Annotated in this window: 10 protein-coding genes; 3 read left to right on the forward strand and 7 right to left on the reverse strand. The window is 74.4% G+C overall.

All coding sequences use genetic code 11. From position 1 onward, the window contains the following. Positions 1-38 precede the first annotated feature (38 nt). From ilvN to ilvD, 5 genes are all read right to left on the reverse strand, one after another. The gene (gene ilvN / locus BLS70_RS07260) at positions 39-566 is read right to left on the reverse strand and encodes an acetolactate synthase small subunit (protein WP_091765226.1); all 528 of its coding nucleotides are present in this window, start codon (positions 564-566) and stop codon (positions 39-41) included. Then, entirely contained in the window at positions 566-2,434 is a 1,869-nt protein-coding gene (locus tag BLS70_RS07265; RefSeq protein ID WP_091765228.1) for an acetolactate synthase large subunit, read from the reverse strand. Before BLS70_RS07265 ends, ilvN begins: the two co-directional genes overlap by 1 nt. 216 nt (positions 2,435-2,650) lie before the next feature. Beyond that, positions 2,651-5,395: a putative bifunctional diguanylate cyclase/phosphodiesterase gene (locus BLS70_RS07270; protein WP_143030358.1), complete on the reverse strand. Its 2,745-nt coding sequence runs from the start codon at positions 5,393-5,395 to the stop codon at positions 2,651-2,653. Beyond that, the gene (locus tag BLS70_RS07275) at positions 5,392-8,031 is read right to left on the reverse strand and encodes a putative bifunctional diguanylate cyclase/phosphodiesterase (RefSeq protein WP_143030359.1); all 2,640 of its coding nucleotides are present in this window, start codon (positions 8,029-8,031) and stop codon (positions 5,392-5,394) included. Before BLS70_RS07275 ends, BLS70_RS07270 begins: the two co-directional genes overlap by 4 nt. A gap of 87 nt (positions 8,032-8,118) precedes the next feature. Then, entirely contained in the window at positions 8,119-9,843 is a 1,725-nt protein-coding gene (gene ilvD, locus BLS70_RS07280; RefSeq protein WP_091765238.1) for a dihydroxy-acid dehydratase, read from the reverse strand. 84 nt (positions 9,844-9,927) lie between these two features. Here ilvD and BLS70_RS07285 point away from each other — a divergent pair, with 84 nt between their 5' ends. Continuing rightward, a complete protein-coding gene (locus BLS70_RS07285) occupies positions 9,928-10,746 on the forward strand; it encodes a helix-turn-helix transcriptional regulator (protein ID WP_255362292.1) in 819 nt (272 codons plus the stop codon). Between the two features lie 23 nt (positions 10,747-10,769). Next, positions 10,770-11,153: a PH domain-containing protein gene (locus tag BLS70_RS07290; RefSeq protein ID WP_255362293.1), complete on the forward strand. Its 384-nt coding sequence runs from the start codon at positions 10,770-10,772 to the stop codon at positions 11,151-11,153. Here BLS70_RS07290 and BLS70_RS07295 read toward each other — a convergent pair. Beyond that, the gene (locus BLS70_RS07295) at positions 11,147-12,094 is read right to left on the reverse strand and encodes a 2-hydroxyacid dehydrogenase (protein ID WP_255362294.1); all 948 of its coding nucleotides are present in this window, start codon (positions 12,092-12,094) and stop codon (positions 11,147-11,149) included. The genes BLS70_RS07290 and BLS70_RS07295 overlap by 7 nt on opposite strands. 61 nt (positions 12,095-12,155) lie before the next feature. On the opposite strand from BLS70_RS07295, the gene BLS70_RS07300 reads away from it, so the two are divergent. Further along, positions 12,156-13,277 carry a PQQ-dependent sugar dehydrogenase gene (locus BLS70_RS07300; RefSeq protein WP_091765939.1) on the forward strand — a complete coding sequence of 374 codons (1,122 nt, stop codon included), beginning with the start codon at positions 12,156-12,158 and terminating at the stop codon, positions 13,275-13,277. Here the strand turns inward: BLS70_RS07300 and BLS70_RS07305 are convergent. Then, entirely contained in the window at positions 13,274-13,777 is a 504-nt protein-coding gene (locus tag BLS70_RS07305; RefSeq protein ID WP_176946325.1) for an NUDIX hydrolase, read from the reverse strand. The genes BLS70_RS07300 and BLS70_RS07305 overlap by 4 nt on opposite strands. Between the last annotated feature and the right edge of the window lie 12 nt (positions 13,778-13,789).

Genomic DNA, 13,789 nt, shown 5'->3' on the forward strand with positions numbered 1-13,789 from the left:
TCGGTGCTCCTTCGGTGGATTCTTCGTAGGTCTGTCTGTTAGGCGGTGCGCTCGACCGGGCGCAAGGTACCGGTCCCGGACATGGACCTCGGGCCGCGGCCCAGGGCCACGGTGCCCGACTGCGCCATCTCCTTGATCCCCAGCGGGGCGAGGACGGCGAGCAGCGCCTGCAGCTTGTCGGGGGTGCCGGTGGCCTCGAGGGTCACCGTCTCGGGGTTGACGTCGATGACGCGGGCGCGGAAGAGCTCGGCGGTCTGGAGCACCTGGGTGCGCTCGGCCAGGGGCGCGCGCACCTTGACCAGGAGCAGCTCGCGCTGCACCGCGGCCCCGGTCTCCAGCTCGACGATCTTGATCACCTCGATCAGCTTGTTGAGCTGCTTGGTGATCTGCTCGAGCGGAGAGGCCTCGGCGTCCACGACGATCGTCATGCGCGACAGACCGGGGTTCTCCGTCGGCCCGACGGCGAGCGACTCGATGTTGAACGCGCGGCGGCTGAACAGCGCCGACACCCGGGCCAGGACACCGGACTTGTTCTCGACCAGCACGGACAGCGTGTGACGGGGCATCAGACCTGACCCTCTCCGAAGACGGGCCGCACGTCGCGGGCGGCGAGGATGTCGTCGTTGCTCGACCCGGCGGCGACCATCGGCCATACCTGGGCGTCGGAGCCGACGACGAAGTCGATGACCACGGGTGCATCGGTGATGGCCATGGCCTTCTCGATGACAGCGTCGACGTCGTCCTTGCTCTCGCACCGCAGGCCGACGCACCCGAGGGCCTCGGCGAGGGTCACGAAGTCGGGGATGCGCACCGGCTTGGGCGTCCCGTCGGCGTTCTGGGCGTGCAGCTTGGTGTTGGAGTAGCGGCCCTCGTAGAACAAGGTCTGCCACTGCCGGACCATGCCGAGGTTGCCGTTGTTGATGACGGCGACCTTGATCGGGATGCCCTCGATGGCGCAGGTGGCCAGCTCCTGGTTGGTCATCTGGAAGCAGCCGTCGCCGTCGATCGCCCACACGGTGGTCTCGGGCATGCCCTGCTTGGCGCCCATCGCGGCCGGGACGGCGTAGCCCATCGTGCCGAGGCCGCCGCTGTTGAGCCAGGTGCCGGGCTTCTCGTACTTGATGAACTGCGCGGCCCACATCTGGTGCTGGCCGACGCCGGAGGTGTAGATGGCGTCGGGGCCGGCGATCGCGCCGAGCCGCTCGATGACGTACTGCGGCGAGAGCGCGCCGTCCTCGGGCTCGTCGTAGCCCAGCGGGTAGCGGTCGCGCCAGTCGTCCAGCTGGCTCCACCACTCGGCCAGGTCCGGGGTACGGCCGGCCTCGTGCTCGGCGCGCAGCGCGGTGACCAGCTGGCCGATGGTCTCCTTGGCATCACCCACGATCGGCACGTCGGCCTTGCGGTTCTTGCCGATCTCGGCCGGGTCGATGTCGGCGTGCACGACCAGGGCGTCGGGCGCGAAGGTCGACAGCTGCCCGGTCACCCGGTCGTCGAACCGCGCGCCGAGGGCGACGAGGACGTCGGACTTCTGCAGCGCGGTCACTGCGGCGACCGTGCCGTGCATGCCCGGCATGCCCAGGTGCTGCGGGCTGCTGTCGGGGAACGCACCCCGGGCCATCAGCGTGGTGACCACGGGAGCGCCGGTGAGGGCGGCCAGCTCGGCCAGCTCCTCGGTGGCGCCGGCCTTGAGCACGCCGCCACCCACGTAGAGCACCGGACGGCTGGCGCCGGCGATCAGCGCGGCGGCCTCGCGGACCTGCTTGCCGTGCGGGCGCGTGGTGGGGCGGTAGCCGGGCAGGTCCATCCGCGGCGGCCAGGCGAAGTCCGTCGTCGCCTGGAGCACGTCCTTGGGGACGTCGACCAGCACCGGTCCCGGTCGGCCCGTGGAGGCCAGGTGGAAGGCCTCCGCGATCCGCTGCGGGATGTCCGCGGCGTCGGTGACCAGGAAGTTGTGCTTGGTGATCGGCATCGTGATGCCGCGGATGTCGGCCTCCTGGAAGGCGTCGGTGCCGATCGCGCCGCTGGGCACCTGGCCGGTGATGGCCACCATCGGCACCGAGTCCATGTAGGCGTCGGCCAGCGGCGTGACCAGGTTGGTCGCACCCGGGCCGGAGGTGGCCATGCAGACGCCGACCCGACCGGTGGCCTGGGCGTAGCCGGTGGCCGCGTGGCCCGCGCCCTGCTCGTGGCGCACCAGCACGTGGCGCACCTTCGAGTCGAACAGCGGGTCGTAGAGCGGGAGGATCGCGCCGCCGGGGATGCCGAAGACGACGTCGACGCCGATCGCCTCCAGCGAGCGGACGAGGCTCTGCGCCCCGGTGATGCCCGTGGCCGGCTCGACGGCGGCCTCCTCGATCGAGCGGGCCGTGGTCTCGACGCCCGTGAGGGCGGCGGCGGCCTCGCGCGTGGCGGACTCGCTCTGGCTGGTGGTCATCTCGGCGTCTCTCCTGGGCCGTGCGGTACGAGTGCGTCGGGTCGTCGACTGCTGTCGGGCAACAAAAAACCCCTCGTGCCGCAGGCACGGAGGGGTCAGCGCGTCGGTCGGGAGGACCGGCGCGCTACGGAACTACGAGGACGCTGCGCGAGCAGGCGTCGACGAGCAGACAGGCGTGGGGCACCTGCACACTGTGCGCCTCGAACGGGGCGGTCGTCAACCGGCCCGTCCCACTGTGTGGACGCCGGTGTCCAGTTCTGCACCTGGTGCGTCATCGAGCATGCCCGGGTCGAACCCGGCCAGCACGCCGGACAGCTCCGTGGCGTCGACCGGGCGCCCGAAGAGCCAGCCCTGGAGGTAGCGGCAGCCCATGTCCCGCAGCATCCGCAGCTGGCCGAGGTTCTCGACCCCCTCCGCGACCACGTCCATGCCCAGCCGGCGGCCCAGGTCGATCACCCCGGCGACCAGCGTGGCGCCGCGCTCGTCGGACTCGATGTCGGCGAGGAACTCCCGGTCCAGCTTCAGGATGGTGACCGGCAGGCGGGCCAGGTAGGCCAGCGACGAGTAGCCGCGCCCGAAGTCGTCGACCGACAGGACGCAGCCCATCGCCTCGAGGGTGGCGAGGTCGCTCTGCAGCCGGTCCTCCGCGTCGAGCATCACCGACTCGGTGATCTCGAGGATCAGCTTGTGCGGCGGCAGGCCCGCCTCCGCCAGTGCCGAGGCCACGTCGGGGGCCAGGCAGCCGGCCTGGAGGTGGCGGACGGAGACGTTGACGCTGGTCATCACGTCCCAGCCCGCGGCGAGCACCGCCGCGGCGTCCCGGGTCGCCCGGCGCAGCACCCAGCGCTGCAGCGGGACGATGAGGCCCTCCTCCTCGGCGAGGGAGATGAACTCGTCGGGCGGCACGGTGCCCAGCTGCGGGTGGTCCCACCGGACGAGTGACTCGATGCCGAGGATGCGTCGTTCCTCGGCGCCCACCACCGGCTGGTAGACCATCCGGAACTGCTCCAGTTCCAGGGCCGAGGGCAGGTCGCGGGCCAGGCGGGCGCGCCGGCCCATCGCGCTGTCGATGGCGCGCGCCGCCGTCCGGACGCAGCACTTGCCCTCGGACTTCGCCGCGCGCAGGGCGACGTCGGCCTGCCGGATGGTGTCCGACACCTCGTCGGCCGGGTCCAGCTCGGTGACGCCGATGCTGCCCGACACGTCGAAGACCACCCCGGCGGCCCGGCCTCCCGCCTCGGCGGCGGGACGGACCGTGCGCAGGTCCGCGACGATCCGCTCCGCCAGGGCGACGGCCTCCTCCAGGCCACCGGGCACGAGCACGGCGAACTCGTCGCCGCCGAGCCGGGCGACCAGGTCGCCGTCGCGGACGGCGGCGCGCATCCGGGCCGCGACCTGGACCAGCAGGTCGTCCCCGGCCTCGTGGCCGGCGACGTCGTTCACCAGCTTGAAGCCGTCGAGGTCCAGCAGGAGGAACGAGGCGGGCTCCCCCTGGACCGCCCGCGCGCGGGCGTCGGTCAGGGCCGCCATCAACCGGGCGCGGTTGGGCAGCCCGGTCAGGTAGTCCGTGTACGCGAGCCGCTCGAGCTCCAGCTCGGCGCTGCGCTGCCCGGCGACGTCCCGCAGGTGCAGCACCAGGCCGTCGCCCCGCACCGCGCCGGTCGCGTCGCCGGCCGGCAGACCGGCCGAGGACGCCGTCCGCACCGACTCGAACGCCCGCCAGGAGCCGTTCCGCCCGCGCAGCCGGATCACCGGGTTGCGCCGGTCGGCCGACGTTCCGGGGCGCTCGGCTCCACGGTCCACGGCCCGGTGCAGCTCGTGGCGGTCGTCGGGGTGCACGAGGTCGCGCAGCGCCCGGCCCTCGAGATCGCGCGGCAGCCACGCGGACATCTCCGGCGCCGCCACCGCCGTCCACGTGACCTGCCCCTGCCCGTCGAGCACGATCGTGACGTCGGCGGTGTCGTGCACCAGGGTCCGGAAGTAGGCCTCCGTGCGGAGCACGTGCCGGGTCAGGCGGGCACCGTCGGCGGCCCAGACGAGCGTGCGGACGAAGGTCAGCACCATCAGCACGGCGACGGTCGCCGCCTCCAGCGCGACCAGCGGCCGGCCGGCGGCCAGGCAGCCCAGCAGCAGCAGGAGCACGACGAAGCTCAGGCAGTAGCTGACCACCACGCCGCTGAGGGGCACGGCCGCGCCGTGGTCGTCGACCGGCGCCCGGGGTCCGGGGTCGGCCGCGAGGGCGAGCGTCGCGGTGGCGAGCATGCCCAGGTACGCGGTGGTGGCGACGGCGTCCAGCAGTGGCGAGGGGTGGGCGACGGCCAGCGCGCCGGCGCCCATGGTGGCCGCCAGCGAGGCGAAGCCCAGCAGCAGCCAGGCGGCCGCCGTCCGCCGCGGCGCGGAGACAGCTCCCACGGTGACCAGGCCGAGGGCGCAGAGCACGGCCGCGACCGCCGGGTAGAAGACGGTGAGCAGCGGGTCGACCGGACCGCCGGCCGGATCGGCCGTCAGCGGCACCAGCATCTGCAGCAGCACGCCGAGCGCCACCAGGGCGACGACGGCGTCCAGCGCCACCTGCACGCGGATCCGCCCGACCGTGGAGCCCATGAGGCGCACGCAGAGCAGGACGGCGACCGGACCGGTGGCGGCCAGGATGAGGTCGGAGGGCCCGGCCGTGACGGGGTTGACGCCCACGACGGTCACCGCGCGGACCAGGTGGCCCAGGCCCAGGAGCACCGCGATGACCGCGAAGGCCCGCCACGACGCCGCCGAGGCGTCGAGCCGGGCGCAGTGCCGGCCGACGACCGCGGCGACGCCGAGGGTCGCCACCGCGAGCACGGCCGGGCCGCTCCACCCGTTCCAGCCAGGAACGGCGAGCTGCTGGACGACCAGCGCGAGCGCCGAGCCGGCGAGCGCGAGGAGCACGGGACGCCGTGACCACTGCGCGCCCGGTGGCACGGTCACCGCGGGCTGCTGGAGCCGACCAGGGCGGGCCACGCGGCGCTCGCCCCGTCCGAGAGCAGCACCATCAGCTGCTCCAGCGGCATGGGGCGGGACAGCAGGAAGCCCTGCGCGTAGTGGCAGCCGAAGCCGCTGAGCACGGCCAGCTGCGCGGAGGTCTCGACGCCCTCGGCCACGACCGCCATGCCGAGCGCGCGCCCGATGCCGACGATCGACTCGCACAGCGCACGGGTCTTCGGGTCCCGGTCGATGCGCGAGACGAAGGCGCGGTCCAGCTTGACCATGTCGATGGGCAGCTTGGTGAGGTGGGTGAGCATGGAGGAGTCGCCACCGAAGCCGGCGAGGGCCACGTGCACGCCCATGAGCCGCAGCGTCGAGACGTCGAGCCCGCCGCGCTCCTCGCTGGAGGTCACGGTGCCGTCGTCGATCTCGAGCACCAGCCGCTCGGGGGCGAGCCCCGACGCGCGCAGCGCCGCCTCGACGTCGGCGACCATCGCGCCGGTGGCGACGTACCCGGCGGGTGCGTCCACGCCCACGCGCACGTCGGCAGCGGACTCGGGCATGGCGGCGCCGGCACGGGCCGCCTCCTCGAGGGCGAACCGCTGGAGCTCGCCGATGAGGCCGGACTGCTCCGCGATCGGGAGGAACTCCGCCGGGGGGATCTCCCCCAGGGTCGGGTGGCGCCACCTCAGCAGCGCCTCCACCCCGGCCACCCGCTGGTCGGCGAGGGACACGACGGGCTGGAAGAGGAGGAACAGCTCACCGCGGGCACGCGCCGACCGCAGGTCCTCGCGCAGCTGCTCGTGGCGCGCGGCGGCGTCGCCCAGGGCGGGCCGGTAGCGCTGGGCCATGCCGGGACCGGCAGCGCTCGCGGCGCGCAGGGAGAGGTCGGCCCGGACGAGGACGTCCTCGACGGCCAGCCCGGTCTCGAGGTCCACGAGGCCGACACACGCGGTCAGGTCGACGATGCCGGCGGCGGTCAGGATGGGCTGCTCGACGACCGACAGGATCCGGCCGGCGAGCTGGTCGGCGTCGGCGCCGTGGCCCGCAGCCAGCACGGCGAAGGCCCCGCCGCCCATGCGCGCCACGACGTCCTCACCGCGGACGGTGGACCGCAGCCGGCGGCCGATCTCGGCCACCACCGCGCTGACCACGTCCCGCCCGGCGTGCTGGCGGGCGGCGAGGATGCCGTCGAGCTCGACCATCAGCAGGGTGCCCGGCTCCCCGTCGCACGCGCCGGCGACCAGCCGTTCGTCGAGGAGCTGGAGCATGCCGGCCCGGTTGGGCAGGGCGGTCATCGGGTCGGTGTAGGCGACGCTCTGCAGCGAGCGCTCGCGCGCCTGCCGCTCGGTCATGTCGCGGCACTGCAGGACCACGGCGCCGACGTCCCCGTCGTCGCGGAGGTCGGCGATGCCGGCCTCCAGGGCGCGCCACACGCCGGTGGCGTCCCGCAGGCGCAGACCCAGCAGCGCGGAGGCGCCCGCGCCGGCGGCCAGGGCTTCGGCCAGCGGGGGCTGGTCCTCCGGGTGGACGGCGTCGAGCAGGGGGCGCCCGACCAGCTGTGCCGCGGCCGGGCCGAGGACCCGCTCGAGGGCCGGCGAGGCCCAGGTGACCCGCAAGGCGTCGTCCAGGATCACGACGGCGTCGACGCCGGAGTGCACCAGCGAGCGGAAGTAGGCCTCGCTGCGCCGCAGCCGGGCCGTCAGGTGCTGCTCCTGGCACGCCGACGTCCAGCGCTGCGCGACGGCGAGCAGGACGGCGAGCATGAGCCCGGCCCAGGTGACCATGTCGAGGGTGTGGCCGGTGAGCCGGGCCACGCCGGCGGCGACCACGGCGACGAGGAGGGCGGCCATCGGCAGCAGCTGCCCCACCTCGACGGTGCGCCGGGGACCGCGCGCCGCGGGTGCCGGGGCATCCCGGCCCGGGTCCAGCAGGACGGCCAGGCCGAGCAGCAGGAGGCCACCGACCACGGGGAAGCGGGCGAGGGCGGACAGCGCGGCGGTGTCGGTGAGGACGGCGGAGGTGCCCAGCCCGCGGCCGCTGGTCAGCAGCACGGTGCCCACGAGGAGCACCGCGGCCATCCAGCGGCGGGCGGGCTCGACCACGCAGAGCAGCAGGAGAGCGGCGGTCATCGTCGCCGAGGTGGCCACGACGGCCGCGCCCAGGACGAGCTGCTCGCCCAGGGCCATGTCCGACCACTCGCCGACGGGACCGCCGACGAGCAGGCGCACGGCCACCAGGCTGGCGGTGAGGAACAGGGCGGCCTCGGCGGCCGCGCGGCGGCCGGTGCGCAACCGCGACCGCCCCGCCAGGGCCAGCAGCGCCACCACCGCGATCACGTAGCCGGGCACGGTCGGCAGCCAGCGGACCACCACCCGGTCCAGCGGATCGGTCGGGTCGAGAGCCGCCGCCAGGGCGGCGCCGAGCACCGGGAACAGCGGCGCGGCGGCGAACAACCGCCAGGCCGCGGAGCGCCCCGGCTGCCGTCCGGCCGTCCAGAGAACGGCCGAGGTGATCAGTCCGACGAGGACGACGGCGAGGTCGCCGAGGTCACGGAGGGCAGGCGTAGCGGCGGCGGCGGCGCAGGCGACGAACGCCGGCACGGCCACCGCGAGCAACCACCAGCGACGCGGGTCCACACCGGTTGTCTCGGCACCGACCGGAGCCGGGACGAGCCGTGCTGGGCGGACCTCACCCCTTGGGAGGGGGCGCCGGTCCTGCGGTGTTCAGCCGCAGATCGCCCCCTGGGCGGCCGATCCGACGAGCTTGGCGTACTTGCCCAGCACCCCGGTGGTGTAGCGCGGAGGCAGCGGCTCCCAGCCCTCCTTGCGGCGGGCCAGCTCGTCGTCGTCCACCAGCAGGTCCAGCGTGCGGGTGGTCAGGTCCAACCGGATCGGGTCGCCGTCGCGGACGAAGGCGATGGGTCCGCCGTCGGTCGCCTCCGGGGCCACGTGCCCGATGCACAGGCCGGTGGTGCCTCCGGAGAAGCGGCCGTCGGTGAGCAGCAGGACGTCCTTGCCGAGACCGGCGCCCTTGATCGCGCCGGTGACGGCGAGCATCTCCCGCATGCCGGGGCCGCCGCGCGGACCCTCGTACCGGATGACGACGACGTCACCGGGCTTGAGCGTGCCCTCGGTGACGGCGTCCATGGCGCCCTGCTCGCCGTCGAAGACGCGGGCGGTGCCCTCGAAGACCTCGGTGTCGAAACCGGCGGACTTCACCACCGCGCCCTCGGGCGACAGCGAGCCCCGGAGGATCGACAGGCCTCCGGTCGCGTGGATGGGGTCGTTCATCGCGTGGATGATCGCGCCGTCGGGGTCCGGCGGGGCGATGTCGGCCAGGTTCTCGGCCATGGTCTTCCCCGTCACCGTGAGCACGTCGCCGTGCAGCAGGCCGGCGTCCAGCAGCGCGCGCATGACGACCGGGACGCCGCCGATGCGGTCGACGTCGGTCATGACGAACCGGCCGAACGGCTTGACGTCGGCCAGCAGCGGGGTGCGGTCGCCGATCCGGTTGAAGTCCTCGAGCTCGAGGTCGACCTGCGCCTCGTGCGCGATGGCCATCAGGTGCAGGACGGCGTTGGTCGAGCCACCGAGGGCCATGACGACGGTGATGGCGTTCTCGAAGGCCTTCCTGGTCATGATCTGCCGCGCGGTGATGCCCAGTCGCAGCAGGTTCACGACCGCCTCACCCGAGGCGACGGCGTAGTCGTCGCGGCGGCTGTCGGGCGCCGGCGGGGCGGCGCTGCCCGGGAGCGCCATGCCCAGGGCCTCGGCCACGCTGGCCATCGTGTTCGCGGTGTACATGCCGCCGCACGAACCCTGACCGGGGCAGGCGGCCTTCTCGATCGCGGTGAGCTCGTCGCGGGTGATGAGCCCGCGGGCGCAGGCGCCGACGGCCTCGAAGACGTCGATGATCGTCAGGTCGCGGTCACCGAGCTTGCCGGGCATCGTCGAGCCGGAGTAGAGGAAGACGCTGGCCAGGTCGAGCCGGGCAGCGGCCATGAGCATGCCGGGCAGCGACTTGTCGCAGCCGGCCAGCAGCACCGAGCCGTCGAGGCGCTCGGCGAACATGACGGTCTCGACCGAGTCGGCGATGACCTCGCGGGAGACCAGCGAGGCGCGCATGCCCTCGTGCCCCATGGAGATGCCGTCGGAGACCGAGATGGTGCCGAACTCCATCGGGAAGCCGCCGGCGGCACGCACGCCGTCCTTGGCCCGCTTGGCCAGCCGGTCCAGCGAGAGGTTGCACGGGGTGATCTCGTTCCAGGACGAGGCGACGCCGATCTGGGGCTTGACCATGTCCTCGTCGCCCATGCCGACGGCGCGCAGCATGGCGCGGGCGGGAGCCTTGGCGTCCCCGTCGGTCACCTCGTAGCTGCGCGGCTTCAGAGGGCTGCGCGTCGCGCTCGCGGAGTCGTTGCCCGGGATGAGGTCTTCACCGATCGTCACGGGACAAGATGCTAGGCCCGTCGGCGGGGACGTCCGAGACGGTGGTGATACTAGTAGCAACACCACCACCGACCGAGGATGCCGATGACCGTCTCCGCCCGCCGCGAGCTGGCCGACTTCCTCGGCTCGCGCCGTCGCCAGCTGGCACCCGCCGCGGTGGGGCTCCCCGCCGGCGCCAACCGCCGCACCCCGGGGTTGCGGCGGGAGGAGGTCGCGCTGCTCGCCGGCGTCAGCCACACCTGGTACACGTGGCTGGAGCAGGGCCGCGACATCCACCCGTCCCGGCAGGTGATCGACGCCCTGGCGCGCACGCTCCAGCTGTCGACGGCCGAGCGGGAGTACGTCCTGCGGCTGTCCGGCAACGACCCGGTCCAGGCGGTCGAGACGCCGGACGCGATGCCGGCCCACCTGCAGGGGCTGATGGACGCCCTGGGCTCCTCCCCCGCGTACGCGATCACCTCCAGCTGGTCGATCGTCGGCTGGAACCGGGCCTACGAGCGGCTCTACCCCGGGGTCGCCGAGCTGCCCGCCGGTGACCGCAACCTGCTGTGGGTGGTCTTCACCGATCCCGCCGTCCGGGAGCTGCTCGGCGACTGGCATGCCGACAGCCGGCGCTTCCTCACCCAGTTCCGCGCCGAGGTCGGGCCGCGGCTGGCCGATCCCGCGGTCGTGGACCTGGTGACGCGCCTGCAGTCGGCCAGCCCGGCCTTCCGCGAGGGGTGGGCCAGCCACGACGTCGACCGCTTCACCTCGACCGAGCGCCGGTTCGAGCACCCGGCGGTCGGCGGCCTGGTCCTCGAGCACCACCAGCTCACCCCGGCCGACGCCCCGGGGCTGCAGCTGGTGGTCTACACCGCGGCCGCGGCCGACAGCGCCGCCAAGCTGGCGGAGCTGGCGGCCTGAGCCGTCTGGGAGGATCGGCAGTCGTGGACACCCCGGCCCGCTTCCGCATGAACCGCACCACGCTGCTGGCCGTGTTCGCGTTCGCCCTCTGCCTGACCACCCTGACGGCGGCCTCGCCCTGGTTCTTGCTGGCGCTGGTCGTCCCGGCCGTCCTCACGGCCTGGGTGGTGCGCACCGGCTTCGACATCGACGGCGACGCCGTCACGGTCCGCTCGCTGGTCGGCCGGCGCCGGGTGCCGTGGCCGGAGGTGGCCGGCGTGCGCGTCGGCGAGCGCGCCGACCTCTGGCTGGTCACCACCCGCGGCACCGAGGTGCGGCTGCCCGCGGTGCGGGCCCGCGACCTGCCGGCCATCGGACGGGCGTCCGAGGGCCGCATCCCGGTGCCGGAGCTACCGGCCGATCAGTAGCGGTCGACCACGTTCTCCAGCGGCTCGCCGGCCAGGATCCGGCGGAGCTGGCCGGACACCGCCGCGGCGGCGCGCTCGTTCGTGCCGGGCACGTCGCCGCCCACGTGTGGGGTGACCAGCAGTCCGGGCGCCGACCAGAGGGGGTGCCCCTCGGGCAGGGGCTCCGGCTCGGTCACGTCGACCGCGGCGCGCAGCCGGCCGGCGGTGAGCTCGGCGAGCAGAGCATCGGTGTCGACGACGACGCCGCGCGCGGCGTTCACCAGCAGCGCGCCGTCGCGCATCGAGGCCAGGAAGGCGGCGTCGACCAGGCCCACCGTCTCGTCGGTCACCGGCACGATCACGATGACGACGTCGGCCAGCGGCAGCAGCTCGGGCAGGTCGGCGGTCGAGCGGACGTCGTCCCGGGCGGTGCGGGCGACGTAGGTCAGGTCGACGTCGAAGCCCTCGAGCATCCGCCCGATGCGGCGGCCGATGTCGCCGGCACCGACGACGAGGACGTTGGCACCGACGAGGGTGGCGTGGGTGCGCGGCGTCCAGCGGCCGGCCTCCTGCTCGCGGACGAAGAAGGGCAGTCCGCGCTGGGCGGCGAGCGTGGCGGCCACAGCCCACTCCGCCGTCGATGGGGTGTGCGCGCCGCGAGCGTTGCAGAGGGCGACGCCCTCGGGGAGCCGGCCGGCGAAGCGCTCGGCGCCGGCGCTGAGCAGCTGCACGACGCGCAGGTCGGGCAGGGCGGCGAAGAACTCGTCCCCCGGGTACGGCGCGCCGCCGGACCGCGGCACCCAGACCTTCGACCGGGCGGCGTCGCCGGTGGGCGGGCCGTCGGCCGCCGCCCACCGGTGCGCGCGCACCCGGGGCGAGACCGCCTCGACGGCAGCCGCCAGGGCGCGGGATGGGACCAGGACGTCGAGCACCTCGTCGGGGCCGACCAGCGGTTCGCTCACGAGCGCCGAGACTAGGCGCAACCGGCCGCCCGGCCGACATCGCGCACGTACTGTGGAGGCCATGCGGCGGGCGACGGCGGGTGCGCTGCTCGCGACCGCCGTGCTCCTGGCCGGGTGCGGCTCCGACGGCTACGAGCCCTCCGGCCCCTTCCGGCCGCTGCCCGAGGGGGCGCCGCCGGAGGTCGGGCCTCCCCCGTCGTCCGCGCCGACCCCGGGCCGGCCCGCCGAGCCGGGTGCCGAGGACCAGGACGGCGACCCCAACGTCGTCGCCACCGGGCTGGCCGTGCCCACGGGTCTGGCCCTGCTGCCCGACGGCAGCGCCGTCGTGGGCGAGCGCGACACCGGCCGCATCCTTCAGGTCTTCCCCGACCGCTCCCCCGCCCGCGAGCTGATGGTCGTGCCGGGTGTGGACGCCGCGGGCGACGGCGGCCTGCTGGGGCTCGCGGTCTCCCCCACCTATCCCGAGGACGGGCTGCTCTACGCCTACCTCTCCACCGCGTTCGACAACCGGGTGGTGCGCTTCCCGGTCGGGGGGACGCCGAACGCGGTGCTCACCGGCATCCCGCGGGGCGAGGTGCACAACGGCGGCGGCCTGGTGTTCGGCGCCGACGGGACCCTCCTCGTCGGCACCGGCGACACCGGGAACCCCGCGCTGGCCACCGATCCCGCGTCGCTGGCCGGGAAGGTGCTGCGCATCGACGTGTTCGGCGGCCCCGTGGGCCGGGGCCCGGTCTTCACCAGCGGGCACCGCGACGTGACCGCCGTGTGCGCCGGCGACGAGAACCGGCTGTTCGCGGCCGATGCCGCGCGGGGCGGCGCCGACGAGCTGGACGAGCTCGTGGAGGGCAGCGACTACGCCGGCGGCGCCGGCCCGGTGGTCGAGATCGCCTCCGGCGAGGACGGACTGGGCGGCTGCGCCGTCCTGGGCGACGCCGTCTTCCTCGGTGCCCTGGACGGCGAGCGGGTGCACGTGGTCCCCGTGGGCGACGGCGGGGCGGCGTCCGGCGAGCTCGAGGAGTTCCTGGGTGGCCAGTACGGCCGGCTGCGGACCGTCGTCGCCGACGCCCAGGGCGCGCTCTGGATCACGACGTCCAACCGCGACGGCATAGGCATCCCGGCAGCGGACGACGACAAGGTGCTGCGGATCAACCCGCCGTCCGCCGCCGGCGGCTCCCCGCTCTAGTCGGTCGCCTCCCCGTCCCCACTGGTGCGGGTCCGGTCCCCGATGTCGATCGGTGTCGCAGGACAACCGCTTTCCTGGAGCCGTCCGAAGCGTGCGCCGAGGTCTGGCGGGAAGACGGACTCATCCGTGCCCCGCAGTGCCTCCGCCGTCCACCACCGGAAGCCGAGAATGCTCTCGTTCTCGCGGTCGGTGAGCCGGGCGGGCGAGGGGTCGAAGTAAGCCACCGCGTAGTAGAGCCAGTCCTCGTGGACGTCGAAGGTCCGGCCGGCGTGGGTGTAGGCGACATCCCTCGTCCAGACCCGGACTCCGGCGGGTAGGCGGCCGAGGCCCGTCTCCTCCCACGCCTCGCGGACTGCAGCCTCGTGCCACGACTCGCCGGGCTCCACGCCGCCCCCGACCGGGTACCAGTGCGTCGTGCCGGTAGCCGGGTCGCGCCCGTGCACCAGCAGGAGCTGCCCGTCGCGGTCGACGAGCAGGAGCTTGACGGTCGCGCGCGGCATACCGGCGATTGT

The sequence above is a fragment of the Blastococcus aurantiacus genome, from assembly GCF_900102425.1.
Classification (GTDB): Bacteria; Actinomycetota; Actinomycetes; order Mycobacteriales; family Geodermatophilaceae; genus Blastococcus; species Blastococcus aurantiacus.

Bases quoted from the DNA above. Each gene is read 5' to 3' on its own strand.
- BLS70_RS07265 (WP_091765228.1), bottom strand. From the start codon at position 2,434: ATGACCACCAGCCAGAGCGAGTCCGCCACGCGCGAGGCCGCCGCCGCC.
- BLS70_RS07305 (WP_176946325.1), bottom strand. From the start codon at position 13,777: ATGCCGCGCGCGACCGTCAAGCTCCTGCTCGTCGACCGCGACGGGCAG.
- BLS70_RS07285 (WP_255362292.1), top strand. From the start codon at position 9,928: ATGACCGTCTCCGCCCGCCGCGAGCTGGCCGACTTCCTCGGCTCGCGC.
- ilvN (WP_091765226.1), bottom strand. From the start codon at position 566: ATGCCCCGTCACACGCTGTCCGTGCTGGTCGAGAACAAGTCCGGTGTC.
- BLS70_RS07300 (WP_091765939.1), top strand. From the start codon at position 12,156: ATGCGGCGGGCGACGGCGGGTGCGCTGCTCGCGACCGCCGTGCTCCTG.